We start from the raw sequence: 25,390 nt of genomic DNA, 5'->3' as shown, positions 1-25,390 counted from the left end.
GCTATTTATGGCGGCGTTAGGTGCCAAAGGAAATGGAATGTCTAAGGAAGTTCAAAGAAAGAGTAATCTACTAGCTTCTGCAGTGGCGGGAGCGCTTTCTGTATTATTAGCTTTTATAACAATGGCGCTTTTGGGCTTGGGTTTATCTGACTCAACTGAAGACACAATGCCGAGTTTAGTTCAGGCTTTACTTTTTGGCTGTTTGTTTTCAATATTTAACCTCTTTACATTACGCCTGAGCAAATGGCTTTATTCTTAATCCAGCGGGCACAAGGTTTAAAAAGCAATGTCACATAACAAAAAAATTATGTCGCCCGCAGGCGGGCTGGGACACAAACACGCAGGCGGCTTCGCCATTATCGCCTGCCTGTTTGTGCCCCATATTTAAGTGTTATGTATCTAGGGTGAAATATTGAAGTACAGTGCTTGGGTTTTACTTTTAATGCTTTTTATTGGGTTAGGTATCTTGAAATTAAATCAAGATGAAATATCCGGAACTGACTTAATTCAAAAGGTTGGAGTTATTGAGTCCATAAGTTGTAATTCGGGAAGTAAAGATGGTGCTCCAACTGTTGTGTTAAAAAGAAATGGCAGTTTTTCTTCCTATAAAGTATTAGAAGAGTTTACCCTGAGAACTGATTGTGATGATAAAAATCAGGATTTAATCGGTCGTTCCGTAACCGTCTCTGTTTTACCTAATGAAAATGATCTTGCAATGGCTTATGAGTTTACCCTTGATGGCAGCAAAATTTATTCATTAGATGATGTTGTATCTTCGGACAAAGAAACAGCTTACGCGCTATTTTTAGTTGCTTTGGCAATGCTCTGTTCATTATTCTTTCGTCGGCGAAAAGATACATAACAAGCAATTTAACAGGACTAAAAACAGCGGGCTGTTCGCTTCGCTCCATTTTAGCCCACAATTTTTAGCCCGTTAATTGGGCGTTAGGTGATTATGAGTATCCGTCAAGTAATTTGCAAATTATTAACAATAGCTTTTACTAATCTGGCTTTCGCATCACAAGAAGGTGCTGAAGTGTTTCAAACGTTTTCAATAAACACCGCTGCTGTTTCTGTTAAAGGGGAGAGTAATGAGAATTTAATTAATTCGTTAATCGTAACAGCATTTGGTGATACTCATCAATTAAGTAAAGGACAGCTAGCTGAGCTTGATGGTTTGTCAATTAATGGTATTCAAATATCTGGGGAAACGGGTTACCCAAGTTTAGGAGGTGAAACTGTTTATATAAAATTATTTATGGGATTCACTTCTGGCATAGCAAAGTATAAGTATATTGTTGTGTCTAAAGAAAATGGTTTGTCGATTAAAAACATATAGAATAATCACCTAACAAGCTGTTAAACAAGGACAAAACTCAGTTGGCTTTTTGTCACTTCGTTCCTTATTTTAGCCAACTGCATTTTTCCTGTTAACAGGGCGTTAGGTGCCAAAGGAAATGGAATGTCTAAGGAAGTTCAAAGAAAGAGTAATCTACTAGCTTCTGCAGTGGCGGGAGCGCTTTCTGTATTATTAGCTTTTATAACAATGGCGCTTTTGGGCTTGGGTTTATCTGACTCAACTGAAGACACAATGCCGAGTTTAGTTCAGGCTTTACTTTTTGGCTGTTTGTTTTCAATATTTAACCTCTTTACATTACGCCTGAGCAAATGGCTTTATTCTTAATCCAGCGGGCACAAGGTTTAAAAAGCAATGTCACATAACAATCAAATGTTGGGGACACAAACACGCGGGCTCTGCTTCGCAGTATAGCCCACGGGTTTGTGCCGCCAAATTAGGGCGTTATATGTGCAATCAGGTTTGTGAGTAATCATGACGGATAAAGAACTAAAGATAATTGATTCTATTAAAAACAGCGCTTCAAATGTTGTTGTAGCGGCTTGTTTTCTTAGTGGGATCGCGTTCTTTGATTATTTGCTTTTTATTCCTGCTGTTTCATTTATTTTAATAGGTCTTGCCGTAGTAAAGTGGAGATCTGCTGTAATAGCGTTTTTTGGGCTTATCATTAGCATTTGTTTTATTTTTTACCTTTCTAATGATTTATCTCAACTTGGTTTAACTAAATTAGTTCTTTTTGGCTGGGTTTGCTTTTCATCAGCTCATGCAATTGTAAAATCAATAATGCTAAATAGAGTGCAGAGTAAAACGCACATATAACAAGTCACTCAAAAGGACAAATAACAGTTGGTTTTTGCTTCTTCGTCGCTTATTTTAACCAACTATTATTTGCCTCTTAGTGAGGCGTTATATTCTTAAGGGATACCATGGAAATCCTATTCGTTTTACTGATACCGGCAGTGCTGTGCTGGATGGCTCTGTGCAGGAACTTATTTCATTATTTAGAAGAAAATCATACAGAGACTTTTAAAAGTATAGGCTCACCTTCCCTGCTCATGAACAGCACGCCTTCTAACAATGTAGCCTTTTTAAAGTTCCTTCTTACGCGAAAATGGAATTCCATAGATGATGAACATGTTAAAGAAACTTGCTCAAGCCTTTTCGTATTAGCTATTGCGTTACACGCTCTGTTACTTATTGCATTTAGTGGTTTCTTATATAAAGCATTTAACACATAAAACGATAATAGAAGTATGCTATTAAGTTGCAACAACCTTGGTAAACGCCACCTAGAATGTGTTTGGAAGGAATATAACAAACACATTAAGTCGCTTCGCTGGGACAGTAACACGTGGGCTCCCGTTACTTCGTTCCTTATTATAGCCCACGTGTTATTGCCCCTTCTTGGGGCGTTATGTTTTAGTTGGTAGTTTACAAAATAAATTGAGAAAAAGGAGGTGAAATATGTTCGTTATTTCTCTTACATATATTTGCGAGATGAGTGAAGTTGAAAAGCATTTAAGTAGTCATATTGAATACTTAAATGAGCAATATTCAAATGGTGTTTTTTTAGCTTCTGGCAGAAAAGTACCTCGTACTGGTGGTGTTATCTTAGCTAAAGCTGAAAGTAGAGAGGTTTTAGATCTGATTCTATCTGATGACCCATTTAAAATTCATGGCTTAGCTAACTATGAAGTTACTGAATTCGTTCCTAGTAAAACATCACTGGAGCTAGAGTTTTTAAAGCAAGAATAAAAACATAACAAGAGCTTTAAGCGGAATTAAAACAGTGGGTTCCGCTTCGCTACACATTATTATAACCCACTATTTTAATCCGCTTAAGCAGGTGTTATAAGCCAAAGGAATTGACGAGATGGACTCTCTTTTTATCATATACGCTGTAATAGCAACTTACTTTGCAATAAGCCTAGCCGTATCAGTTTTCTTGGCGAAAAGAGATGACTTAGATACTATGCAAAAAATTGCGCAAATCTTTCTCGTATGGTTAATTCCCTATATAGCTGCAATTGCTCTTTGGCAATTTCACAAAAGCCAAGATCGTCCAATCAAGTCTCATTCAGAGTTTGGTGGCGGCCCCAGAGATAGCAGTGGCGCTGGCTCGGATGGTAATCACTAGCAATGGCTTATAACAAACCAATCAACCGGACCCAAACTCGCTGGCTTGGGCTCGTTCCTCGCCATTATATCCAACAAGTTTGCGCCGTTTATTAGGGGCGTTATGTTTTTCTGCAAGTTAATAGGAATTTTTAACAGGGATTTTAATCGAATGAAGTTTCTCAAATATACAGTGCTAATATTAGTTGTATTAATTATTGGTGCCGTACTTTCGTACCAGAAAATCATTTCAGGGATATTAATACCACAGTATGTTGACTGGGCGTATGAAACAGAAAGAAATGGCTTAGAGTTAGGAGTTCCGTTAAATTCACGAGAATTAGCTTTGGCAGCTGATATAGGAATTCAAAAACCAGAGAAAGTCAGGATTGTACATGTTGATGAAGTTCCATTTCCATACGAAAACTTTGCATTAAAAACATTAGGTGAAGCACTCGGATTCATTGGTGAGGGTATTATCAACAACGCCCAAGTGTTCGGTTACTCAATTTATGTTCGTAATGGTTATGAACTGAATAGGCCAAAGCTTGCTCATGAATTAGTACATGTACTTCAAATTGAACGAACCAGTCTTGACTACATTATCATTAAGCACTTTTCAGATTTAGCAGAATATGGGTACGACAAAGCGCCTTTAGAGGTTGAAGCTTTTAAAGCGAATAAAGAATATACAAATGATTGGTAAACGTGCGCTTTAATAAAAACATAACAAACACTAAAGGCACTCGCACTGCTCGCTGGGACGCTAACACATGGGCTGCGTCACTTCGTTCCTAATTTTAGCCCATGTATTATCGCCCCTTAGTGGGAAGTTATGTTTACAAGGAAGTTGAGTGCCAATTTATATTAAGTACGAAGAATCAAATGAGAAGATCGCCCATCTAGCAAAAAATCATTGGGAACTTCCAATTCAGATTAAAGAACTTGAAAGCTGGTTATTTGAAAACCCTCTAAATTTGTCACCTTCCAAATATGTTGCAGATGTTGGTTTTAGCATTCGTGAAAATGCTTGTGGCGGTGGTGCTATTTTATCACCGGAAGCTATGGCTATAATGGGTGCACTTGGTATCAAGTTGTACTTATCCGAGTACGGTGAGTAATGTAAACATAACAAGAAAATCAACAAGGACTAAAAACAGCGGGCTGTTCGCTTCGCTCCATTTTAGCCCACTATTTTTAGCCTGTTATTTAGGCGTTAGGTGATTATGAGTATCCGTCAAGTAATTTGCACATTATTAACAATAGCTTTTACTAATCTGGCTTTCGCATCACAAGAAGGTGCTGAAGTGTTTCAAACGTTTTCAATAAACACCGCTGCTGTTTCTGTTAAAGGGGAGAGTAATGAGAATTTAATTAATTCGTTAATCGTAACAGCATTTGGTGATACTCATCAATTAAGTAAAGGACAGCTTGATGGTTTGTCAATTAATGGTATTCAAATATCTGGGGAAACGGGTTACCCAAGTTTAGAAGGTGAAACTGTTTATATAAAATTATTTATGGGATTCACTTCTGGCATAGCAAAGTATAAGTATAAGTATATTGTTGTGTCTAAAGAAAATGGTTTGTCGATTAAAAACATATAGAATAATCACCTAACAAGCTGTTAAAAAAGGACAAAACTCAGTTGGCTTTTTGTCACTTCGTTCCTTATTTTAGCCAACTACATTTTACCTGTTAACAGGGCGTTATGCTTTTTAAAAATTATCTTCCGATAATTTTATTTTCACATAGACTATTAATCGTCTATGTGAATAGACTGTCCCGACTCTCCTGAGCAGATATGATCAGAAAGAATTCCGTCCTGATAATCATCACTGTTCTGACGTCGAAACGGAATGGGTGGCTCATTAAAAATATCATCAAGACGATAACGCCATGCGGCCAATTCTTTCTCAGCTACAGCTATTTCCAATTTTCCGGTTCCATAAACAGCATGGGTAGGTAACACATCAAACCCAGGAAAGAAGAGTGCGCCGTGAGTAATTGGAAATAATAATTCGTCCAGTGGTCCATTAATACCTCGAGGTGCATAGTCTTTTTCAGGGCCACCTACCATCACAGAAAGCAAGGCTTGCTTGCCTTTAAAAATTCCATCGCCATAACGATAGTGATTGCCTTCGTCTTTGTATCCGTAGGCAAATCCGTACGCATAAACTCTGTCTATCCAACCTTTTAAAATAGCAGGCATGCCAAACCACCAAAGTGGGAAATGAAATATGACTATATCAGCGGCAAGTAATTTTTGTTGTTCTTTAGTTATATCCTGAGTTTGTTGGTTGGTTGTATAGGCATTCCTAGATTCTTGAATGAATTCGAGCCGATCTTTATTTATTCGGTTGGGAAAGTCGCTTTCGTCAAAAACGGCTTTCCATCCCATGCCGTATAAGTCTGATTTGAGGACGGTGTGGCCTCTTTGCTCTAACGTTTGTATTGTTTCGCTCACGAATTGGCAAGTTAGGGATGTAGGCTCCGGATGCGCATATACAATGAGTGCAGTCTTTGGCATTGTTCTTCTCCTCAGTTCGGTTTAACGAGTTAATCGCTAGGTTTTGTAGAAACGGAGTGCAGCATGCAATAGAATTTGGTATTTGAGAAATTTAAGTTTTTTTAGATAGGGTAAAAAAATATCGATACCAAACGGTTAGATCTCAATTTATTAGCAACGTTGGAGGCATTACTTGAAGAGAAAAATGTCACCAAGGCTGCTGCTCGTTTACATTTAAGTCAGCCTACAGTCAGCGCACAGTTGAGCCGACTGCGGGATATGTTTAATGACCCGTTACTTATTCCGGTCCAGCGAGGAATGATTCCAACGGCAAAAGCTTTGGAGTTACGCTCTCCTTTACATAGTGCGCTAGATCAGGTACGAGGTACTCTGACAACACACCAGCACTTTGAACCTACCCAAGCAAAGTTAACCTTGATATTGACTTGTACCGACTATCTTCAAACTGTACTCGGATTGTCTGTTGTTAAAGAGTTGAGACGAAAAGCTCCAAATATTAGAGTTGGATTACGCAACCTAGAACCAACGAGGTTGAAAGCTCAGATGGCAGATGGCGAAGTGGATCTTGCTTTCATGACACCGAAAGAAGCACCGCCAGACTTACGTTCTCGGTATCTATATGATGAAATCTATGTACTTGTTGGGCGCCGAGCTCATCCGCATATCTTTGATGGGATGATGATTGAAGATTATGTTCAGCTTGAACATGTTGTTGTTTCGCTCAGTGGAAGCAATTTCTACACATCTATTGATCAGATTTTGGAAGCTCAGGGGCAGTCTCGCAAGGTTGTTTTATCGGCTGCTTCATTTCTGCTTATCCCCGATCTCGTCGCTCAATCAAACCTTGTAGCGCTGGTGCCACAACGTTTAGTTGCAGAGCGCAAAGATTTGAAAGTAGTAGAGTCTCCGATTAAGTCGGCAGGATTCTCTGTTGGTATGGTGTGGCATGAGCGCAATCACGGTCACAGTGCACACCGCTGGATACGGGAAGTGATAAGCCAGATGATTACCAAGTAATATAAATGCATAACAAATTACTGCACACGGAAAAATTACTCGCTTCGCTCCTTATTTTCCGGTGAGCAAGGCGTTAGCAACTAATTAGTAAAACGATGATTACATTTGAAGTTTCTAAAGATATATATCTTAAAATGTTACAAGAGAGTGACGCAGCAAAACTGTTTGAGCTAGTTGACAATAATCGTTTACACCTTAGAAAATGGCTACCATGGTTGGATTTCAACAAATCTGTAGACGATTCCTTGTGTTACATTAAAACTAACCATAAACAATATTCGAATAATCTAGGGTTTAACTGCGGAGTTTTCTTTTCAGGTGAACTTGTTGGCATGTGTGGTTACCACCCCATTGATCACCTAAACAAGAAAGTGGTTCTTGGCTACTGGATTGCACAGCAGGCTCAAGGACAAGGTATTATAACTAAATGCGTTGAGTACTTAATCAATTATGCGTTTGACACTCTTAAACTTAACAAAGTGTCTATCCCAGCCGCAGAATACAACTATAAGAGCCAAGCTGTTTCTGAACGATTAGGTTTAGTCAAAGAAGGAATTGAACGAGAAGCCGAGTTTTTGTATGACAAATATGTTAATCACATACATTATTCGGTTCTACGCTCAGAATGGAAACGTTGCTAACAAACTGCTGTAGTCGCTCGCGGGCTCGCTGGGACGCTAACACATGGGCTGCGTCGCTTCGCTCCTAATTATACTAAGCAGGGTGTTAAGTGTCAGTCATGAATAAGCATTGTTGCCAAGAAATGGAAAAATCAGTCACATTGGATTGTGATCAGCATCCGGATATTTATTCATGTCCAGATGTGCTTGTCCGCTACATACCGAAATTCGACGAGTACGGAATAATAATTCATGATGGTGGCTCAGCGGCTAGTGAAATAAAATTTTGTCCATGGTGTGGTAATACGCTCCCAGAATCAAAGCGAGATGCATGGTTTGATGCACTAGAAGAGTTAGGGTTTGATGATCCTAGTGAACAAAATATACCAGCGGAGTTTAATAGTGATGCTTGGCATCGTAACACTTAACAAGTCAATCAAAGTTCGCCTTCGGCTGGACGCGCTAACGCGCGCCCTTTATTGAGGCGTTAGCTTTACGGGAATGTATGGAGAAAATTAAATCGTCTTCCTTAACGGAAGCATTCGAAAAACTTAATGAAGCTGAAAAAATGCTTTTCTTCAAATGCGGCCAAATGATTAAAGCTGATAATGGTAATATGTATCAGGTCGATCTTTTGGCAATCGGAGCTTTTAAAAGGACTTCAGGTAACGCTAAAGGATTTAAGCTCCTTGTTGAATCTAAAAATATGGCAGCATCTCGCTCTCTTTTACGGGTCCAATTAGATACCTTCTTAAGGTTTTCTGCTATCGCACTTGTTGATAATGCAAATGAATTTGCAAGCAAGGTTCTTTCTGGTGAACAAATTAGAAAGTTAAAAGATAGCAAGGGAAAGCAAATGTCTGACGCATATTTAGTAAAAACTCATTCAAAAGAGTACGATTGGCTTCAAAAAGTCTATGACGATTTATGTGGTTATATTCATTTCTCCAACAAACACATTTTTGATTCTTTTGATAGTTTTGATGACGAGAGTAGAAAAATTGAGTTTTCCTTTGGTAATGACGACCATAAGTACCCTGAATATTCTTGGGTGGAGATAGCTGATTGTTTTACAATGTCTTTAAAGATATTATTTTTGTATATCGATGCTTGGGTAGATAGTAAAGCTAACAAGCCAATTAAGCAGGACTAAAAACAGTTTGCTGTTTCGTTCCTCAACATTTTAGCAATCAATTTTTAGCCCCTTATTGGGGCGTTAGCCATCACAAGGATGTTTAAAGTGAAGTTATTTTATTTTTTGGTTGTTTTTATTCTTAGTGGCTGCGCGAGTATACCGCTGAGCACAATGTTGAAATTCAGCTCATTCGAAAAGAGTGATTTTGTAGCACTAGAACCAGCGGATATCAAAGCAAAGATTATACTCGATCAACCTGTCGAAATTGATATTGAGAAAGTTGACTTGGGCCTTGAGGTAGAAACTGAGCAAGGAAGTAGGATCTATAAGTTTCCATTATCGTTACTCGAAAGGCGGGCTATTCCTGCCAAAGAAGATTGGTTCGATTCTGACAAAGCAAAAACAGAATATACTTTCAATTTGAGCGCAGAATCTGTTAAAAATTTTCAAGAAGTCCAGCAGTTACTAACTAATAAAAGTGGTGGGACATTCGGTTTCTCTGTGAGTTCGGGCTTCGAAAACCTACCGAACGATGTTCAGAGTGTGAACTTGTCGATACTTTTGAAGTTGCAGAGCCATGATGATTTCGTTCCTATTTTTGAAGATGCCACAATCGCAATCAAGCGTGATGACTAACAAACACATTAAGTCGCATCGCTGGGACAGTAACACGTGGGCTCTGTCGCTTCGCTCGGATTTTAGCCCACGCATTACTGCCCCTTATGTGGGCGTTAGCTGTATTTTGAGTATGGCATTATCATTAAACCCTAGAGTAAAAGGAATTATTATGAAAAAACTACTTTTAATTTTATCACTTTGTGTTTCTTCTTTTGTTTGGGCTAATGAGTCGGCGGGAGTAACTGCCGCAAAAGAGTGGCTTAAAATAGTTGATGCTGGTAAATATTCTGAAAGCTGGCAAAAATCAGATTCTTTTTTTAAGTCACAGCTAACACAAACTAAATGGGATGCTGCGCTTAAAGGTGTTCGTACACCATTAGGTCAGGTTAAGTCGCGCTCTGAGCTTGGAGCAAAAGCATATTCATCACTGCCGGGCGTTCCTGATGGTGAATATCTAGTCATTCAATTTCAAACCGAATTCCAAAATAAAAAATCAGCAATTGAAACATTAACTCTTAGTAAAAGCAGTGGTAATTGGCTTCCAGTAGGCTATTTTATTAAATAGGCTTTGGTGTACATACAGCTAACAAGACAAATCAAGTACGCTCCTTCGTCGCCGGACACATACTCGCTGGCTGGGCCTCATACTTCGCCAAGTATAGCCAGCAAGTCTGTGCCGCTTATTTGAAACGTTAGGTACACAATCAAGTTTAGGTGCATTATGGATATACGTGTTGGTGAATTGAGAAAAGCAGAAGTTATAGCCTTATTACAAGAACACCATGAGGATATGTTAATTCATTCACCTCCAGAAAGTGTTCACGCATTAGACTTAAGCGGTTTGGAAGTTCCTACTGTAACATTTTGGAGTTTATGGGTTGATCAAAAGCTTGCTGGAATAGGTGCATTAAAAGAACTTGATAAAGAGCATGGAGAAATCAAATCTATGCGTACATCAACTAACTTTTTACGCAAAGGTATTGCACGCCAATTATTAGAGCATATTATTAAAGAATCTACTCTGCGGTCATATAAAAAAGTAAGCTTAGAAACAGGAACTAAAGAAGCCTTTTTACCTGCTCAAAATCTTTACCAACAATTTGGCTTTCAGAAATGTGAGCCTTTTGGTAATTATAAAGAAGATCCTTACAGTATGTTTATGACAAAGGTACTGTTATAAAATGTACCTAACAAGCTAATTAATAAGGACAAAAAACAGTTGGCTGTTTTCGTTCCTCAACATTTTAGCCAACAATTTTTTGCCCATTATTAGGGCGTTATGCGCTCACAAAAATTACGCTGGCAATCCGTAACCCCTGAGGTTACAATAGAGTCATGATTAAGAGTTTTATACATAAAGGCCTTCAGAAGTTTTACGCTAAAGGAACCACGTCAGGAATTCAGAAAAAGCACGAGAATAAGCTTCGTCTTATTCTGTCGAATCTCGATCAAGCCGAAACACCTGATGACATGGATTTACCAGGCCTTTATATGCATAAACTCAAAGGTAACAGAAATGATATTTGGTCTGTCCGGGTAAGTGGAAACTGGAGAGTAACATACCGCTTTGTTGGACGAGATGTTGAAATCGTTAATTACGAGGATTATCACTAATGAATATGCATAACCCTGCGCATCCCGGTGAGATACTCAAAGATCTTGTTATTGATGCTCTAGAACTGACCATTACTGATGTAGCGCAACATTTAGATGTGAGCCGTAAAACATTATCGAAAGTTCTTAATGGTAAAGGGGCTATCACCCCAGAGATGGCTCTTCGTCTTGAACTCGTTTTCGGTAAGCCTTCTGCGGCCCATTGGCTTCGTTTGCAAAATGCTTTTGATTTGTGGCAAACAAGACAACATCAAAGCTCTTTGCATGTCTCACCGTATAATATGGCTGCGGTATAAAACGCGCATAACAAAAAAATCAAGTTCGCCCGCTGCGAACGCGATATCTTTTAAGTCGGATTTTGCGAGTACAGTTAACTAAATGGTTTCACTCTTTTAATTCACCATCTAGTTCTGACATCAGGTTCTCAAGGTCGTATTCAGCCTCGCCACTTTCTTCACCTGCTACAAGTAATTGACGCAAAGTGTTTAATTTGGTCTCCTGTGTTTCTAGCAAGCGGAGAGCTGAACGAATTACTTCGCTTGCTGAACCATATCGACCAGTTTGAATTTGGCTAGCAATAAAGCCATCAAAATGGTCACCAAGGGTAATGCTGGTATTTTTAGCCATTTGCTTTCTCCAAGTACCAATATATACCTAATCATGGTACTTGCGCACTGTAAGTCAATAGCGCATAACAAACGCAGTCGCTAGCGTTCCTTGGGACAAAAATACGTAGGCTCCCTGCGCTTCGCTCCATATTTTAGCCCACGTGTTTCTGCCCCTTATGTGGGTGTTATATGCGGGGCTTACACTTGTATAAACCAAAGTCATTCGGCTGGGTTTGTCCTCAATTGTAACAAGGTATTTGTATTGTCTTGAAATAATTCCTTTTTTGTTTTCTATTTGCGTGTGTTGAAGTCATACTTTTAGGAAAGTATATGTTCGAATGGAATGGCGATAGAAAACAACTTCTATCAGTGTTATGGATTTTTCTCTCAGTTAACTATATCTACTGCGACATATTTTCTCTCCACCACGCAGAGACGCTCAAAGGGTTTATTGCCGGCGAAATCGGAGGTATGAAGCTTACAGAAGAATTTTTGCTTTCCTTTGCGTTTATCATGCAAATCCCCATGGCAATGATAGTTTTGTCACGGGTTTTGGTGTTTCGTATTAACAAGTATCTCAATATTGTTGCAGCTTTAATAACTGGCTCAATACAAAGCTACACCCTTTATATGGGCGGCACTCTTCACTATGTGTTTTTTAGTATCATAGAAATAAGTACCGCTATACTCATACTTTATCTAGCGGTCACTTGGCGCGAAGCGGATGCAGTTAAGATCCGCCCCGCATAACAAGCCACTAAAGGCTCTCGCTTCGCTCACTGGGACGCTAACACATGGGCTGCGTCACTTCGTTCCTAATTTTAACCTATGCATTATCGCCCCTTAGCCGGGTGTTATGTCCTTAGCAAATTAAATCAACATCGGAGGTTGTAGTACTGTGCTAATTTTTCTTCATATTTTTGCAGGCAGCATTGCTTTGCTTACTGGAACCATAAGTTTTTTGGCCAAAAAAGGGGCAAATACGCACAGAAAAGCCGGAAAAGTTTTTGTTAACTCAATGGTGCTTATGACTCTATCAGGTGCATTGTTGGCATTCATTAATGATGAAATGCTAAACATGGTTGCAGGTCTAGTAACATTCTATTTAGTTTGCACAGCTTTCGTTGCTGCCCGCACAGCGACTTTCAAGCCAAACCTGACTAATTTTTCATTAGCATTTTTTGGTCTCCTGGTTGGTGTATATGCCGTTCTAACGGGATTTCATGCATTAAGCCAAGGTATTGCGAAGATTGATGGTAATCCAACTCAGGTCATTATAGTTTTTGGCGCCATTTCACTAATGGCGGCACTTGCAGATACATACCTCCTCAAAAAACAAAAACTAAATAGCAAATCAAGGATAGTACGTCACAGTTGGCGCATTGGTGTCGCAATGTTTATCGCAGCCGCATCCTTTTTCCTTGGTCAATCTCAAATATTCCCAGAAGCAATAAGAAATTCTTTTTTCCTTGTAGCTCCTGTTTTGCTTGTTTTACTTTCAACGACTTATTGGGTTGTACGTGTTCGTGTGTGGGGTTTAAAAAAACGGACATAACAAAAAAATCAAGTTAGCCCGCTGCGCGTGCTGGGACACAATAAAATTTAGGTGATAAATGGACATTCGTATTGGTGAATTAAGAACTAAAGAAGTTATTGCTCTGTTACAAGAGCATGGTGAAATAAAATCAATGCGCACATCAAATAACTATTTACGTAAAGCTATTGCCCGTAAACTTTTGCAACACATTATTAATCAAGCAAATATTCGTTCGTATAAAAAACTGAGCTTAGAAACAGGCACTATGGATGCTTTTATACCCGCGCATAAGCTTTACCAACAATTTGGCTTTCAAGAATGCGATCCATTTGGTAATTATAAAGAAGATCCATATAGTATGTTTATGACAAAGATCATTGCGTAAAGCGTACCTAACAAGGCATTTAAATCTAACTAAAACAGCAAGTTACACTCCAATTCGCTACACAGTATAACCCACAATTTTAGTCCGCTTAATGCGGCGTTATGTTTCAAACAACTCGGTGCACCTAAAATATTACAGTCGATTCTGTAATAAATTTCCCTAACTAAAGACTATTACCTTTGACAATCAGGTAACGTTGTCAATTTCAAAAAAAGTAGTTAATTTAAAAAGGGAAATAGTGATGGAATATATCAATAGTATTTTGGCAAGTGACAACTATGCATTTATTGGCTTCATATTAATTGGGGTATTTATTCTCTGGTTCCTGCCCGCAATGTTTGCTCTAGCCTTCAATAGAAAGCATTTTAAATATATATTGCTTGCATGTATTCCTGCTGGTTTTTCATTGATTGCATGGGGAGGTGTATTGATTTGGGCAATAACTGGTAAAGCTATTGGTAAATATGCAAACAAAGCGAACAGTGAAACTTAAACATAACAAGTTGCTTCATCGGAAAAACTACTCGCTCGCGCTCGCATTTTTACGCTAATAAAGGCGTTATACATAAAATTATATCATTGGCAAAAGAGAAATCATTATGAGTGTTACACGTATAAATAAATTCAAATCCGCAGATGGAAAAGAAGCAGAGCTTTTCGATTTTTTAAAATCTCTAACTCCATATATTACTTCTTCAGAAGGTAACTTATCGTATGAAGTTTTACAAAATAGTGAAGATCAATCTGATTTCGTTATTATAGAAAAATGGGAATCTATTCAATCTCATAAAAATTCAGTTGAATCATTTCCCAAAGAGCAAATGCAATCAGCAATGTCCCTTTTTGGCGGCGCGCCAACAGGAAGCTATTACAGTAATAGTTAAAACCGCGTAACAAGTCACTCAAACCGGAGTGGGCATTCATCAACATCTAAGCTATGGTTTTCAAATTTTGTGGCTGTTTGTTTATTCTTTCTTCGTGGTAGCATGAGAACTAACAAACAACTGTAGCCGTTCGCTAGCGCTCACTGGGACAACAACACGTAAGCTCAGTCGCTTCGCTCCCATTTTAGCCCACGTGTTATTGCCCCTAAACGGGGTGTTAACTGCCTTTAGAGAATTATGGATATACCAGCAGAATTAAAGGGAAATGAAATATCTCTTGAGCACTTACATTTAAGTGACGTTGCTTGGCTTAAAAATGATGCACTTAAATTAGTTGACCATCTGCAAGCTCAGGGGCGCTTCATCCTTGGTGGTGACGTACTGAAGAAAGAAAAAGATGGTTACAGGCACAATTATGATAATTGGTATCTTAATCAAGAAGACGGTGATGCCAAGCAAAGTTCAGAGCATACTCGTAACTTTATAAATGAATATCCCGAAGGTGATTATGCGTTTGTATTCGTTGTCGAATAATCGGCAGTTAACAAGTTTGGCAAGCGAGACAGCTTTATGCGCTGCTTCGCAGCAAAGCTGCCCTTTCCAAAAGCGTTATATTTCCCAATGAATAATCTTAAATTCGCAGTTGTTTTAGTATTTTTAATTGTTCTCTCGTCATTATCTAGAGAGATTAGCAACCCTGCGCCGACAGACATTGAGTTGTCATATCAGCGACAGTACCAAGAGCTAAATCAGAAAGGTTATTTGACAGAAACCGACATAAAACATCTAGATGAACTCAAGGCTCGATACTTACACTCAAATGAGCGAGCAGATAAAATGCAAAAGAGTATCGGTTATAAGTTCCTTTGGGGTATTGTACTTGCGGCGGCTTCTTTTTGGGGGCTTAAGTTTGCTGGCGCAAATATCGCGAGAGTAGCAGTGTTAACTTCGGCAGTAGCTCTGACTAGCTTAACTGCAACAGCCGTTTTTGAAGCGAGCATTTATACTATATTGACGCTAATCGGGGCTGTGTTGGCATTGAAACATAACAAGCAAATTCATCCGACGCCAAACAGCGGCGCGGCTGATTAGGGCGTTAGCTGCCACGGCGTAGTAATGCACAACATCCTGTACATGTGCTCATTTCCGATCTAAACTTGTCCCATATAATGTACAAGAGGGGTGCAAAATGAGAATTGTCTCTTTTACCGAAGCACGAAATGGTCTAAAAGCCGTTTTGGACAATGTAATCAACGATGCAGATACAACAGTAATCACTCGTCGTGACTCTGAGGATGCTGTTGTAATGTCATTAGATTACTACAACAGCCTTATGGAAACCGTTCATCTACTTCGTTCTCCAGCGAACGCTGAACACTTAAATCGTTCAATAGCACAGTTTAAATCGGCAAAAACGATCAAGCGAGAACTTATTGATGAGTAACAGGTTGTTATCATGGACTGATGAAGCTTGGAATAGTTACGTTTATTGGCAGACTCAAGACAAAAAAACCTTGAAACGTATCAATAAGTTAATTTCGGATGTTATGCGTTCTCCATTTGATGGAATTGGAAAACCGGAACCTCTTAAAGAAAATCTTTCAGGTTTCTGGTCCCGCAGAATAGATGACACCAACCGTTTGGTATATGCCGTGGACGATACCGCAATTACGGTTATCTCGTGTCGTTACCATTACTAGTAGGCGGCAGCTAACAAACAAATCAAGTCACTCACTTCGTTCGTTGGGACGCATACATGCAGGGCGGCTTCGCCATTATGCCCCACGTGCCTGCGCCCATTATTGAAAAGTTATACGCAAAAGAAAACCTGTGAGTAAAAAGGAATTTATTGGGCTTGTTGTATTAATTTGCTTATTCAACTTAGTACTCCAAATTTGGTATGTAGGTAATGCGGGCGACTTCATTGCAAAATATGTTGGTTACCCAATAAGCGTTTTCATCATTCCTATTTTCATATCACTATTGCTCCCTTGTGTTACGCTTTCAACTAGTTCAAAGCCCCTAGTGCCAAAACAAAAATTGCTGTTATTTGGTATTCCTTGTTTTGTTTCGGTATGTTTGGTTTTTGGGTTTTACTTAGTATTGCAACATGGCGGTTAATTTTGGCAATTGCGTATAACAAAAAAATTATGTCGCCCGCAGGCGGGCTGGGACACAAACAGGCAGGAGGCTTGGTGAATAACTCTGAATTTATTACCTTAATCGAAGATGTTGTATCGACATCTGCTATTGAAGATACAATAGATAATTTGAAATCACCTCCAGGTAGAAAAGCTGATGAAAACTTGGTTAAACAATCAGCTTGGTTTAATTCATTAAGTGACTCTGATAAGGATATGGTAAAAAGTATTATATCTGACGCTGTAAATGAATCTGCCTTTGGTTTTTTGTGTGTATTAGATGGCGTACGATCTATTTCTGAATCAGGTAGCACTAATAACTTGAAGTTAACTCACGGTAATACTTTGCTAAATGACCCAGAAAAAGAATACTTACATGATTTGTATAAAAACGTATAACAAGCGCATTAAGTCGGAACCAAAACAGCGGGCTATGTTTCGTTCCTCAACATTTTAGTCCACGATTTTTGTCCGCTTATGCGGGCGTTGTTATACGCAATTGGTCAGAATAACTTTTTAACATCGCGATAAAAGTTTTCATGAGAGCCAAGAGCTATCAATTCAAGTATTACAGTGCCATCCTCGTAGCTGTAACCAAGTAAAGTTAACTGCTTGACCATCTTGAATTTGTACACACGAAGAAAGGCTAGGTCGCCTTTTTTCTGCTCACCTATAAGAGGATCAGCCATTAGTTCCTTAACAGCTTTATCCAAGTCTTTTTTCTGATTCTGATGTAACTTCTTTACTGCTCTCTTAAAATTAGCTGTCTGTAAAACACTGGTAATCTTAGCCAAAATCGTAAGGCTCCATTTTTCCAGCCTCTTTTTCAGCTTTGGAGATAATTGCCTGTTTTACGAATTCGTAAGGCAAATCAGGATTATCTTCCATCATTTCACCTATCTTAGCCCAATGCTCTATCTGCTTTGGCATAGTTCGGTTTAGTGCTTTGCCCATAATTGTAGCTTTCTCAACTAGATCTTGGTCTAGTCTTACGCTCGCGGTTGCCATAATATGTCTCCTAATGGTTCGTCATCACATTGTAGCAATGCGCTACAGATGTGGCAAATTGCGTGCAACAAACACATTAAGTCGCTTCGCTGGGACGCATACACGCGGGGCGGCTTCGCCATTGTGCCCCACGTGCCTGCGCCCGTTATTAAAAAGTTAGGCATCAAAAATTAACTACGGATATTTAAAATGAGTAATGTATTTCAAATAACTGGCTGGGATGAAACACCCTATATTGAAAATGAAGATGGCTCGAAAAAAAGTCTCGCAAAAATTACACAAAGCTACAGTGGCGTAATCGAAGGTTCCAGTGAAATTCAATATTTAATGTCTTATCAGTCAGCGGCATCAGCAGTATTTGTAGGCTTTGAGGTGGTTACAGGCAAAGTTAATGGTAAGTCTGGTAGCGTCACTATTCAGCACAATGGTAAATTTGAAAATGGTGTTGCCAGTAGCAATTTTATAATTGTGGCAGGCACTGATGAACTTGCTAACATTGATGGTTCTGGCTCGTTTAAGTCAGGTGAGTCAGGTCAGGCGAACTATGAGTTAACAACAAATGCCTAACAAGGCCAATCACAATCGTCCGTAAAAAGCGCGGACTGGACTCGCTAACGCTCGCCTGTGTTGGCGGCGTTAGCTGCCAAAATGTGAATCAAGCTTATCTAGAAGTTCTAATCCTTTCTTTTGGTCTCCAGTAGCAGCAATCGCCTTAAATCTTACCTCAGTATCAAATTCAGCTATCGCTTGTGTAGACAACTCTTCTATTAATTTGTTTAAACTCAACTTCTTATGCGCAGCCAAAGCCTTCAATCGATTATGCTTATCGTCTGGTAAACGTACAGTTAGAGTAGACATATTAAACTCCTCTCAAATAATCTTCTGGCGCTAACACTTTCAAACCGTCAAATTGTAATTCCGCATTTCGTAGATCTTTTAGGTTATTCGTAATAATGCTCTCAGCATTTCCTGCTACTGCAAGTTCAATGAGAAAATTATCGCCTTCATCTTTTAAATTTGGTCGCCACAAATAATGTATCTGCACCCATTCGCAAACACTAAAAAATGCTGCTAATAACTCATTCACTTCGTCCTCGGTTAGCGGGCACAACTCTTTGATTTTGTCTCGCTTATTTACTGCCTCGTATTCCAAAAATAAGGTCGTGCTAATCAGCGGCTTTAACCGACCCAACAAGCATTGCCGTATCACTTCTCTGGCTGGCCCTGTTTTGCCAATCAGGGCGCTAATAAGTACACTTGTGTCAATAACTACTTTATGCATAAGTCATATGCTAGCGTATATGCTATCACTTTTCAATTTAACAATGGCAGCTAACAAAAAATTAAGTCACTCACTTCGTTCGCTGGGACGCATTAATGCGGGGCGGCTTCGCCATTATGCCCCACATGCCTGCGCCCCTTATTTAAAAGTTATGTATAGATGAGACCATGAGGCAAATTAAGGTTAAAATCCTACCAGGTATGGGTAGCTCAGACGGGAGCTGGGAAATCGTGAATTTTGACGATTTTCTCCTGCGTTATTCACCACGTCTGGCCACGCTTGTCTCGTGCACAAAACAGTTCCCTCCTTTCCATATTTTGAATGAGGAGCTGCTCTCTGGTGGAGCTGACCAAGGTATGGGCGGTGGTTGCTACTGGAAGCCTCTCGAAATCACTGAACAAGAGTACAAAGATATACGGGAAGAGATGCTCACATCGCCATCACATGATCTTGAGTATGATCCTGGTCTTAAGGACCGTAAAACCGTCAATAAATGGTGTGGTGCCGTGCTATCTCATCACAACCCTAGGGGGCGGAATGCCACATAACCAGACAGTCAACCGGATACCAAACGCTTTCTGCTTGTAGTTCCCTCCGCTGCGCTCCGGCGCCGGTTACCTTCGCATTAGTTTGCTAAAGGCTAGCGGTTAACTAGCCTAAGCTTGCTCTCACATCTGCAATGGTGATGAAGAGTTTGTTTTCAGTGTCTTGAAATACTTGAAAACCATAGTGTTCATAGAAATGTTTTGCGCCGTCTTTGGCATCAACAATAACAACTGGAAATGCAACGCTATCACTAGCGGCTAACAGCTTTCTTAGTGCGTCGATAAGCAGCCATTCACCAAATCCTTTCCCCTTATATCGGTCATCGACAGCAAGGCGGGCAATTAGACCACCCGAGGTGGATGATTGGTGCTTTTTTTGTAACTTGTCGGGCAATGCCTTTAAGTCAATTGGCGTCATTGTTAGCGTGTAAAAGCCGATGATATGTAAGTTGTCGTTATCATCTTCCAAGACAAACGTTCTGTTGTTGTCTTTCTTTGCTTGCTGACTCGCCATTAGTTTTAAGTAATTATTGAGAGCTTCGATGCCACAGTTGAATCGGTTTCTATCGTGCTTAGCTTTATCTAGAAGCACCGTATTCATCACTGAGTTTTGCTCTCGTATCGTTCAGAAGCAGCTTTTAGCTTTGAGTTCTGTGTTGCAGGATGGTCTAAAGCGTCCATTAGCAACATAGCATCAGCTTGGCTCAGTTTTAAAGTCTGTTCACGTTCGATGACTTGTTTAGCTTTTTCGATTGCAGCGCTTAGAACAAACGAGTTGATGCTAGACATGCCGGCGATCGCGGCAGCCTTAGTCAGTAAGTCTTGTGTATCGACATCAACTCTAGCGGTGATGCGAGGCAAAGAAGTAGCCATAATGTTATCTCCTGTTGTGTCAAAATGTCACATGTGTATTATTGTCTTAAAGTGTGCAATAAGCAATCTCTGTGTCACTTTGGCACGCAAAACAACAAAGCGTTTAAGACAGATTCCCAATGCTTGGCATTTTTCATTCTATCGTTGGTTTTTGTGTTTACGGTGGTATGGTTAAGCTTTGTGGTAGCTTTGCTCACTCCTCAACGCGACGTTATGTGACAACGGGAAATGAATGACCAAGGATGAAAATAAAAATGAAAGCACTCTGGCGAGAGCTGTGGCAGCAGCCTGCGCGACTGGATTGACTTATGTGACAATGGAATTTCTAGACTTATCAAATCCATCCGAGGATACAGGCTTGCTTCTTCTTCAGGCACTACGTTTCGGGTGTATTTTTATGGCATTCAATTTCATTAGTTCTCGCTTTTTCAAATGGCTATACTCTTAATTTGCCAGGCTATGGTTTTGATAGAATAATGACACATAACAAACCAAGTCAGCGGGAATTTTGCTCGCGGCAAAACGCTCATACCCCCCTGCTTGGGGTGTTATGCCCATGATTAGATTATGAAGATTTATTGCTTAACTATCGGAATATCCTTATTAGTTGGTTCAGCTATTTTACTGTTATATAGGATTCAATTTATATATCGGGCAAAAACAGTAAGTGCGGTTGTTGTAGACAAAATCTTCCGTAACGCGAGTACCGAAACACGTTCAAGTAGAGCGAAGGTGTTGAAGCTCAGCTTCGAGCATCCTGCTTCTGGACCAACGAGTTATGTTTGCGATACCAGCATTCTTACACTGCTCTTTGATGTAAATGACAAATTACAGCTATCAATCGTGGGTAATAAGGTGTTAATAAAACACTGGTTCTATATAATTTTAGCACCAGCAACATTGTTAACTCTTGGCATTCTATGCATTAATGTGTCGTATCAACTTTAGCACTAGGCATAACAAACTAAGTAAGCGGGACAATAACTCGTGGGCTCCCGTCACTTCGTTCCTAATTTTAGCCCATGTGTTTCCGCCCCTAAGCAGGGTGTTATGCACCAAGGAAGATTGGCATTTGAATCCACTCCATAAATCAATATTACAAACTTTACCTAACCCAATGAGTATACCCGAACCACTCGCTATGTTGTTTGATTGGATCGAAAGCAATGGGTTCGCAGAAGATACAGAAATCGGTCGTGTCGGTTATCTTTATCCCAATAATCAAATGAGACATGAATGGACTGACGCTCAAAGACCTGGTGGTACGTTAATAGAGTTTTATGCTGAGGAACAAATTGATGATTTCTACTTTGTTCATAAAGGCATCAAAGATAGGCTACGAATATTTGCTCGTACAGGTGGTGATGGCTCCGTAGCTGCTTTTTGGCTTGATGATAATAATGAACAAAAAATTGTTCATATCGGTTCTGGTTCAGGTTCAACCCTAGCCTGTGTACTAGCTGAGAACGCTGTAGATTTTTTGAGGTTAATAGCCATAGGTTATGATGAGGTTTGCTGGAACGAAGATTTTGATAAAACGCCTTTCGAAAGCTTTAAGGAAAATGAATTTACTGTAAAACCTAATTTAAAGTTTCAAGATTGGGTGACTCATGAGTTCAACACTTCTATTCCAAAAACAGCGTTAGAAATAGTTAAAAATCCTGCGGAGTTTGGCGATGAGAATTCTGGAGATATATTTTGTGAATGGCTCGAAGCAAATGGTGCTTAACAAGTTGCTCAAGTTCGCTCGTAAACTCGCTGGGACGCTAACGTGGGCGGCGTCACTTCGTTCCTAATTTTAGCCCATGTGTTATTGCCCTTGAGCGGAGTGTTATGTGCTTCTAGGATATTAAAAAAGGAATTTTAATGCGCAAGAACAATCAATTAATTATTGCCGGCAGTTTAAGCATCTTGGCAGCATTACTTCATATTAGTTGTATTTTCGGCGGTTCTGACTGGTATCTCTTTTTTGGGGCTGGTCAAAGAATGGCTCAACTCGCGGCTCAGGGCGATCCGTATCCCACAATTGTGACTTTGGTTATTGCTTTAATTCTTAGCGGTTGGGGCTTATATGCTTTTTCTGGTGCAGGCATCATCCTTAAATTACCACTACTAAAAACCTGTTTAACTTTAATCACTGCCATCTATTTATTGCGTGGCATCGCAGGCTTGGTTGGTCCATTTCTAACTTCAGACCCTGTGGTACATCAAAATTCAATAACCTTTTGGTTAGTAAGCTCGATTGTATGCTGTATTTATGGCACGTTTTATTTATTGGGCACAGTAAAGTTATGTTCACAAGGAGAGTATCGATGAAATCTAATATTACCTCATGGGTTATAGGCGGAGTATTTACTCTAATAGTTTTCTTTGGTGGTTTTGCTTCAGCTTTTTATCTAAATTATATATCTTTAGCTAATACATACACTAAAGAGCACGTTGATAACGGTCGTTTCATGCTTTGGGCTTTAAAGCTCTTGGAGGACGGCGAAACTGAAAAAGCCAAAGATTTTCTGCGCAGCCAAGTTACCAACAAAGTATTGATTGTTGAAACTGTGCGCTTACCACCAACGAGTAAAAGAGAGCTGGAACTAATTGATAATTTCTACTCTGAAGTTATAGATTACTTTGATTCTCAAGGTGGTTTTAATGAAACTTGGCAAGTTATGGAAAATGATGTTTGGGTAACAAAACCCACCCCCTCAATGAGTATTCTAGAGGAGTTTAAACGTGAACATAACAATCCGATTAACAAGGGCTAAAAAGGTGCGGGCTTTTTCGCTTCGCTCAAGTTTAGCCCACAATTTTTAGCCGGTTATTGGGGTGTTAAGTTTCATTCTCTGAAGTAGCAAAGAGAGCATACTTATCACTCCTCTTGAAAATCCGTTGATATTGAGGAAGCCGCCCACTGTTCTAGTTCTGCCATGCGACTATTAAGAGCATCGCGAGACATTGAAAGAGCATCCGAACCAGCAATAAGACGGGCCGGGCGTTGACTAAGGCCTGCAGTATTAACAATTAGTTGAGCCAATTTATAGGGGTTTCCTGGCTGCATATGGCTATACGCATCGTACTGTGATTTTTGGTTACTGACAGCATCCGTATAATCTTGATCTATAATCTGACCGTAACGCACTGAAGACTCATCCAGAAAGTCAGTGCGGAAAAAACCGGGTTCAACGATAGTGACATTAATGCCAAAGCGAGCAACTTCCTGCGCAAGGCTTTCGGAAAAGCCCTCAACAGCAAATTTAGATGCGCAATAGATGGATGCTCCATCAAACCCAGTAGCGCCACCAATGGATGAAAGGTTAAGTATATATCCACGTCGTTGTTTGCGCATTTGTGGTAATACTGCTCGAGTTACATGCATCAAACCAAAAACGTTGATGCAAAATTGTGTCTCGATCAACGAAGCCTCAACAGTCTCAAAGTGACCTAACTGCCCGAAACCAGCGTTGTTCACTAGAATATCAATTCTTCCAAACCGCTCAACAGACCTTGCGACAGCCTTTTGTGCAGCATCACTATTTTGCACATCTAGTTCAATACACTCCAAATGATTTGTGTGCGCATTAAGTTGTTCTCTAAGCTTTGTTACATTGCGTGCAGTTGCGACTACATTATCTCCTTGCGCAAGGGCTGCTTTTACTATTTCAACACCTATTCCACGAGATCCACCTGTGATAAACCAAGTTTTTTTCATACGATTAGCTCCAATATTTCAGTAACGGTTAGCCCATGGCTATGGGATGATGTAAATGAAATACTGCCAAAAAAATGCGATAGTACGATATCTTGGTTTTCTTTTATCCTTATACAATCCTCCATTTATTAATAATATTGTTTGTTGGGCGAAAATAGAGAAGGTAGTTATTTAAATGCGTTCGATTAATGACTTAACAGACTTGCTAGTGCAGTTTACACGCAGTGATGGCGTATTTCAGACGCCGGTTCCTCGAATGTCTATCATGCGCTGTTCCGCACCTACAGCACCCGAATTAGTTCTGTACGAACCTGCAATATGCGTAGTCGCTCAAGGCGTCAAAGAAGCAAGGCTTGATGATCAGACTTATCGTTATGATTCTGCCCATTACCTGCTGGGCTCTGTCCGACTTCCAGTTTTTGGCGCTGTCACAAAAGCGACAAAAAGACATCCTTATATTTGTCTTAGATTGGATTTAGATCCCGAAATCATAGCCGAATTGATGATGTTACCTGTCGAAACAAAAATAAATGATGTTATTTCTTCGGGATTAAAACTCGGGGAAATGGATGACCAGCTAGTCGATACAGTGGTGAGGCTAGCGGAAACAATGAATGATCCAAAGAGTATTTCTGTTTTATCTCCATTGGTTGAAAAAGAATTGATTTGGCGACTTCTTCAGCAGCCAGAGACTCATTCTGTTCTTGCTCAAATGGTCACATCAAGCAGTCGGTTACGCCGTATCAGAAAAGCGATTGAATGGATCGAGTTTCATTTCACTGAATCAATATACACTAGAGATCTTGCCGACATGGCATTAATGGGGCTCTCTAATTTTCATAAGCAATTTAAAACGGTTACCGGCACAAGTCCTATCCGCTTTAGAAGTCATTTGCGTTTGATGGCAGCAAGACGCCTTATGGTTGTTGAAGGCTACGATGCAGCAGAGGCTGGGTTCGAAGTGGGTTATCATGAACCTGCACAATTTAGTCGAGAATATTCTAAGCTGTTTGGCTATTCTCCAAAACAGGATGCCAAGCGTTTGAAAAAGAGCTTTCACATGGGTATCAATCAGCTATAAAACTATCTGTTTCCTTTAGAAAAATGTGACAATTACTTATGTAATGTGACACCCGAATACTTACAACGCGCTACTGTCGGACACGTTTTCCTCTGCGCTCGTTGGGACACAAACACCCATGCTCCATTGTGTCGGTAAAATGTCCTATTCATATCCCATAAAAGCCCCAATTCACTCGCCGCTGTATTCGAAGTAGCCCTCGAAGATTTACAGGGTAACCAAGAAAAAAAGGGAGATGAAACCGCCCATAATGAGGAGCTTATGAAACTGAAAGAAAAGGCGCGGAATCAGGAGTTCCGTTAAATTCACGAGAATTAGCTTTAGCAGCTGATAT

General features: G+C 39.8%; 44 protein-coding genes. 35 read left to right on the top strand and 9 right to left on the bottom strand.

The features are described 5' to 3' along the window. From KO501_RS11215 to KO501_RS11170, 10 genes are all read left to right on the top strand, one after another. The coding region (locus KO501_RS11215; protein WP_216029755.1) for a hypothetical protein at positions 1-259 on the top strand (259 nt) is incomplete at its 5' end. Positions 260-412: 153 nt separating this feature from the next. Further along, positions 413-862 (top strand): hypothetical protein, encoded by a 450-nt coding sequence (locus KO501_RS11210; RefSeq protein ID WP_216029754.1) that lies wholly within the window; start codon positions 413-415, stop codon positions 860-862. Between the two features lie 93 nt (positions 863-955). Beyond that, positions 956-1,339, top strand: a complete 384-nt coding sequence (locus KO501_RS11205) for a hypothetical protein (RefSeq protein WP_216029753.1) — start codon at positions 956-958, stop codon at positions 1,337-1,339. A 123-nt stretch (positions 1,340-1,462) separates the two neighbouring features. Continuing rightward, the gene (locus tag KO501_RS11200) at positions 1,463-1,684 is read left to right on the top strand and encodes a hypothetical protein (protein WP_216029752.1); all 222 of its coding nucleotides are present in this window, start codon (positions 1,463-1,465) and stop codon (positions 1,682-1,684) included. 147 nt (positions 1,685-1,831) lie between these two features. Beyond that, positions 1,832-2,176 (top strand): hypothetical protein, encoded by a 345-nt coding sequence (locus KO501_RS11195; RefSeq protein ID WP_216029751.1) that lies wholly within the window; start codon positions 1,832-1,834, stop codon positions 2,174-2,176. A 645-nt stretch (positions 2,177-2,821) separates the two neighbouring features. Further along, positions 2,822-3,112 carry a YciI family protein gene (locus tag KO501_RS11190; RefSeq protein ID WP_216029750.1) on the top strand — a complete coding sequence of 97 codons (291 nt, stop codon included), beginning with the start codon at positions 2,822-2,824 and terminating at the stop codon, positions 3,110-3,112. A gap of 118 nt (positions 3,113-3,230) precedes the next feature. After that, positions 3,231-3,494, top strand: a complete 264-nt coding sequence (locus KO501_RS11185) for a hypothetical protein (protein ID WP_216029749.1) — start codon at positions 3,231-3,233, stop codon at positions 3,492-3,494. A gap of 150 nt (positions 3,495-3,644) precedes the next feature. Continuing rightward, positions 3,645-4,178, top strand: coding sequence for a hypothetical protein (locus KO501_RS11180; RefSeq protein ID WP_216029748.1), 534 nt, complete (start codon positions 3,645-3,647; stop codon positions 4,176-4,178). Positions 4,179-4,326: 148 nt separating this feature from the next. Beyond that, positions 4,327-4,593, top strand: a complete 267-nt coding sequence (locus tag KO501_RS11175) for a hypothetical protein (protein ID WP_216029747.1) — start codon at positions 4,327-4,329, stop codon at positions 4,591-4,593. 105 nt (positions 4,594-4,698) lie between these two features. Continuing rightward, entirely contained in the window at positions 4,699-5,079 is a 381-nt protein-coding gene (locus KO501_RS11170; RefSeq protein ID WP_216029746.1) for a hypothetical protein, read from the top strand. Between the two features lie 152 nt (positions 5,080-5,231). Here the strand turns inward: KO501_RS11170 and KO501_RS11165 are convergent, their stop codons facing one another. Beyond that, positions 5,232-6,002 (bottom strand): NAD(P)H-dependent oxidoreductase, encoded by a 771-nt coding sequence (locus KO501_RS11165; RefSeq protein ID WP_216029745.1) that lies wholly within the window; start codon positions 6,000-6,002, stop codon positions 5,232-5,234. Positions 6,003-6,122: 120 nt separating this feature from the next. On the opposite strand from KO501_RS11165, the gene KO501_RS11160 reads away from it, so the two are divergent. From KO501_RS11160 to KO501_RS11120, 9 genes are all read left to right on the top strand, one after another. After that, positions 6,123-7,019 (top strand): LysR family transcriptional regulator, encoded by an 897-nt coding sequence (locus KO501_RS11160; protein ID WP_216029772.1) that lies wholly within the window; start codon positions 6,123-6,125, stop codon positions 7,017-7,019. Between the two features lie 95 nt (positions 7,020-7,114). Further along, positions 7,115-7,660 carry a GNAT family protein gene (locus KO501_RS11155; protein ID WP_216029744.1) on the top strand — a complete coding sequence of 182 codons (546 nt, stop codon included), beginning with the start codon at positions 7,115-7,117 and terminating at the stop codon, positions 7,658-7,660. A gap of 98 nt (positions 7,661-7,758) precedes the next feature. Beyond that, positions 7,759-8,067: a hypothetical protein gene (locus KO501_RS11150; protein WP_216029743.1), complete on the top strand. Its 309-nt coding sequence runs from the start codon at positions 7,759-7,761 to the stop codon at positions 8,065-8,067. Positions 8,068-8,144: 77 nt separating this feature from the next. Continuing rightward, positions 8,145-8,792 (top strand): hypothetical protein, encoded by a 648-nt coding sequence (locus KO501_RS11145; RefSeq protein ID WP_216029742.1) that lies wholly within the window; start codon positions 8,145-8,147, stop codon positions 8,790-8,792. A gap of 87 nt (positions 8,793-8,879) precedes the next feature. Next, positions 8,880-9,410, top strand: coding sequence for a hypothetical protein (locus KO501_RS11140; RefSeq protein WP_216029741.1), 531 nt, complete (start codon positions 8,880-8,882; stop codon positions 9,408-9,410). 151 nt (positions 9,411-9,561) lie between these two features. After that, positions 9,562-9,957 (top strand): DUF4019 domain-containing protein, encoded by a 396-nt coding sequence (locus KO501_RS11135; protein WP_216029740.1) that lies wholly within the window; start codon positions 9,562-9,564, stop codon positions 9,955-9,957. Between the two features lie 156 nt (positions 9,958-10,113). Continuing rightward, a complete protein-coding gene (locus KO501_RS11130; RefSeq protein WP_216029739.1) occupies positions 10,114-10,572 on the top strand; it encodes a GNAT family N-acetyltransferase in 459 nt (152 codons plus the stop codon). A gap of 155 nt (positions 10,573-10,727) precedes the next feature. Beyond that, positions 10,728-11,006, top strand: coding sequence for a type II toxin-antitoxin system RelE/ParE family toxin (locus tag KO501_RS11125; protein WP_020745301.1), 279 nt, complete (start codon positions 10,728-10,730; stop codon positions 11,004-11,006). Then, positions 11,006-11,302, top strand: a complete 297-nt coding sequence (locus tag KO501_RS11120) for a HigA family addiction module antitoxin (protein ID WP_025256677.1) — start codon at positions 11,006-11,008, stop codon at positions 11,300-11,302. The genes KO501_RS11125 and KO501_RS11120 overlap by 1 nt, the downstream gene beginning before the upstream one ends. Positions 11,303-11,390: 88 nt before the next feature. On the opposite strand, the gene KO501_RS11115 is transcribed toward KO501_RS11120, so the two are convergent. Then, the gene (locus tag KO501_RS11115) at positions 11,391-11,633 is read right to left on the bottom strand and encodes a type II toxin-antitoxin system ParD family antitoxin (RefSeq protein ID WP_216029738.1); all 243 of its coding nucleotides are present in this window, start codon (positions 11,631-11,633) and stop codon (positions 11,391-11,393) included. A 311-nt stretch (positions 11,634-11,944) separates the two neighbouring features. Between KO501_RS11115 and KO501_RS11110 the strand changes: the two genes are divergently transcribed. The 10 genes from KO501_RS11110 to KO501_RS11065 all read left to right on the top strand — a co-directional run bounded on the left by KO501_RS11110 (position 11,945) and on the right by KO501_RS11065 (position 16,960). After that, positions 11,945-12,364, top strand: coding sequence for a DUF6326 family protein (locus KO501_RS11110; protein ID WP_216029737.1), 420 nt, complete (start codon positions 11,945-11,947; stop codon positions 12,362-12,364). Positions 12,365-12,512: 148 nt separating this feature from the next. Next, positions 12,513-13,169, top strand: a complete 657-nt coding sequence (locus KO501_RS11105; RefSeq protein ID WP_216029736.1) for a DUF2306 domain-containing protein — start codon at positions 12,513-12,515, stop codon at positions 13,167-13,169. Positions 13,170-13,227: 58 nt separating this feature from the next. After that, positions 13,228-13,536 carry a GNAT family N-acetyltransferase gene (locus KO501_RS11100; RefSeq protein WP_216029735.1) on the top strand — a complete coding sequence of 103 codons (309 nt, stop codon included), beginning with the start codon at positions 13,228-13,230 and terminating at the stop codon, positions 13,534-13,536. 241 nt (positions 13,537-13,777) lie between these two features. Next, positions 13,778-14,029 (top strand): superinfection immunity protein, encoded by a 252-nt coding sequence (locus tag KO501_RS11095; protein WP_216029734.1) that lies wholly within the window; start codon positions 13,778-13,780, stop codon positions 14,027-14,029. A gap of 106 nt (positions 14,030-14,135) precedes the next feature. After that, on the top strand, positions 14,136-14,420 hold the full coding sequence (locus KO501_RS11090; protein ID WP_216029733.1) for an antibiotic biosynthesis monooxygenase family protein: 285 nt from the start codon (positions 14,136-14,138) through the stop codon (positions 14,418-14,420). A 237-nt stretch (positions 14,421-14,657) separates the two neighbouring features. Continuing rightward, positions 14,658-14,954 (top strand): Imm40 family immunity protein, encoded by a 297-nt coding sequence (imm40, locus tag KO501_RS11085; protein WP_216029732.1) that lies wholly within the window; start codon positions 14,658-14,660, stop codon positions 14,952-14,954. An 87-nt stretch (positions 14,955-15,041) separates the two neighbouring features. Continuing rightward, positions 15,042-15,512 carry a hypothetical protein gene (locus KO501_RS11080; RefSeq protein ID WP_216029731.1) on the top strand — a complete coding sequence of 157 codons (471 nt, stop codon included), beginning with the start codon at positions 15,042-15,044 and terminating at the stop codon, positions 15,510-15,512. A 97-nt stretch (positions 15,513-15,609) separates the two neighbouring features. Continuing rightward, a complete protein-coding gene (locus KO501_RS11075) occupies positions 15,610-15,864 on the top strand; it encodes a type II toxin-antitoxin system prevent-host-death family antitoxin (RefSeq protein ID WP_216029730.1) in 255 nt (84 codons plus the stop codon). Continuing rightward, positions 15,857-16,120: a Txe/YoeB family addiction module toxin gene (locus KO501_RS11070; RefSeq protein WP_216029729.1), complete on the top strand. Its 264-nt coding sequence runs from the start codon at positions 15,857-15,859 to the stop codon at positions 16,118-16,120. The genes KO501_RS11075 and KO501_RS11070 overlap by 8 nt, the downstream gene beginning before the upstream one ends. 375 nt (positions 16,121-16,495) lie before the next feature. Beyond that, the gene (locus KO501_RS11065; RefSeq protein ID WP_252728336.1) at positions 16,496-16,960 is read left to right on the top strand and encodes a hypothetical protein; all 465 of its coding nucleotides are present in this window, start codon (positions 16,496-16,498) and stop codon (positions 16,958-16,960) included. A 104-nt stretch (positions 16,961-17,064) separates the two neighbouring features. On the opposite strand, the gene KO501_RS11060 is transcribed toward KO501_RS11065, so the two are convergent. Together KO501_RS11060 and KO501_RS11055 are read right to left on the bottom strand one after the other, a co-directional pair. Beyond that, positions 17,065-17,355, bottom strand: coding sequence for a type II toxin-antitoxin system RelE/ParE family toxin (locus KO501_RS11060; protein WP_216029728.1), 291 nt, complete (start codon positions 17,353-17,355; stop codon positions 17,065-17,067). Further along, the gene (locus KO501_RS11055; protein ID WP_216029727.1) at positions 17,348-17,569 is read right to left on the bottom strand and encodes a ParD-like family protein; all 222 of its coding nucleotides are present in this window, start codon (positions 17,567-17,569) and stop codon (positions 17,348-17,350) included. Before KO501_RS11055 ends, KO501_RS11060 begins: the two co-directional genes overlap by 8 nt. Before the next feature lie 189 nt (positions 17,570-17,758). Between KO501_RS11055 and KO501_RS11050 the strand changes: the two genes are divergently transcribed. Next, positions 17,759-18,136 carry a DUF3224 domain-containing protein gene (locus tag KO501_RS11050; protein WP_216029726.1) on the top strand — a complete coding sequence of 126 codons (378 nt, stop codon included), beginning with the start codon at positions 17,759-17,761 and terminating at the stop codon, positions 18,134-18,136. A gap of 69 nt (positions 18,137-18,205) precedes the next feature. Here the strand turns inward: KO501_RS11050 and KO501_RS11045 are convergent, their stop codons facing one another. Both KO501_RS11045 and KO501_RS11040 read right to left on the bottom strand, forming a co-directional pair. Continuing rightward, positions 18,206-18,427 carry a toxin-antitoxin system HicB family antitoxin gene (locus KO501_RS11045; protein WP_216029725.1) on the bottom strand — a complete coding sequence of 74 codons (222 nt, stop codon included), beginning with the start codon at positions 18,425-18,427 and terminating at the stop codon, positions 18,206-18,208. Between the two features lies 1 nt (position 18,428). Next, entirely contained in the window at positions 18,429-18,851 is a 423-nt protein-coding gene (locus KO501_RS11040; protein ID WP_216029724.1) for a putative toxin-antitoxin system toxin component, PIN family, read from the bottom strand. A 230-nt stretch (positions 18,852-19,081) separates the two neighbouring features. On the opposite strand from KO501_RS11040, the gene KO501_RS11035 reads away from it, so the two are divergent. Next, the gene (locus KO501_RS11035) at positions 19,082-19,399 is read left to right on the top strand and encodes a hypothetical protein (protein WP_216029723.1); all 318 of its coding nucleotides are present in this window, start codon (positions 19,082-19,084) and stop codon (positions 19,397-19,399) included. Positions 19,400-19,502: 103 nt separating this feature from the next. Here the strand turns inward: KO501_RS11035 and KO501_RS11030 are convergent, their stop codons facing one another. Both KO501_RS11030 and KO501_RS11025 read right to left on the bottom strand, forming a co-directional pair. Continuing rightward, positions 19,503-20,000 carry a GNAT family N-acetyltransferase gene (locus KO501_RS11030; RefSeq protein WP_216029722.1) on the bottom strand — a complete coding sequence of 166 codons (498 nt, stop codon included), beginning with the start codon at positions 19,998-20,000 and terminating at the stop codon, positions 19,503-19,505. Next, complete coding sequence (locus KO501_RS11025; protein WP_216029721.1) at positions 19,997-20,269, bottom strand: DUF1778 domain-containing protein; 273 nt, start codon at positions 20,267-20,269, stop codon at positions 19,997-19,999. Before KO501_RS11025 ends, KO501_RS11030 begins: the two co-directional genes overlap by 4 nt. Positions 20,270-21,341: 1,072 nt before the next feature. Between KO501_RS11025 and KO501_RS11020 the strand changes: the two genes are divergently transcribed. From KO501_RS11020 to KO501_RS11010, 3 genes are all read left to right on the top strand, one after another. Further along, the gene (locus KO501_RS11020) at positions 21,342-21,998 is read left to right on the top strand and encodes an SMI1/KNR4 family protein (RefSeq protein ID WP_216029720.1); all 657 of its coding nucleotides are present in this window, start codon (positions 21,342-21,344) and stop codon (positions 21,996-21,998) included. A gap of 137 nt (positions 21,999-22,135) precedes the next feature. Continuing rightward, positions 22,136-22,585, top strand: coding sequence for a hypothetical protein (locus KO501_RS11015; RefSeq protein WP_216029719.1), 450 nt, complete (start codon positions 22,136-22,138; stop codon positions 22,583-22,585). Next, entirely contained in the window at positions 22,582-23,031 is a 450-nt protein-coding gene (locus KO501_RS11010) for a hypothetical protein (protein WP_216029718.1), read from the top strand. The genes KO501_RS11015 and KO501_RS11010 overlap by 4 nt, the downstream gene beginning before the upstream one ends. 104 nt (positions 23,032-23,135) lie before the next feature. On the opposite strand, the gene KO501_RS11005 is transcribed toward KO501_RS11010, so the two are convergent. Next, positions 23,136-23,975, bottom strand: a complete 840-nt coding sequence (locus KO501_RS11005) for an SDR family NAD(P)-dependent oxidoreductase (RefSeq protein ID WP_216029717.1) — start codon at positions 23,973-23,975, stop codon at positions 23,136-23,138. A gap of 175 nt (positions 23,976-24,150) precedes the next feature. Between KO501_RS11005 and KO501_RS11000 the strand changes: the two genes are divergently transcribed. Then, positions 24,151-25,056: an AraC family transcriptional regulator gene (locus KO501_RS11000; RefSeq protein ID WP_216029716.1), complete on the top strand. Its 906-nt coding sequence runs from the start codon at positions 24,151-24,153 to the stop codon at positions 25,054-25,056. Positions 25,057-25,390 lie beyond the last annotated feature (334 nt).

Source organism: Alteromonas sp. C1M14 (genome assembly GCF_018860965.1).
Taxonomy (GTDB): Bacteria; Pseudomonadota; Gammaproteobacteria; order Enterobacterales; family Alteromonadaceae; genus Alteromonas.
Note: the sequence above shows the minus strand (reverse complement) of the source record. Positions and strands in the feature narration are given on the sequence as shown.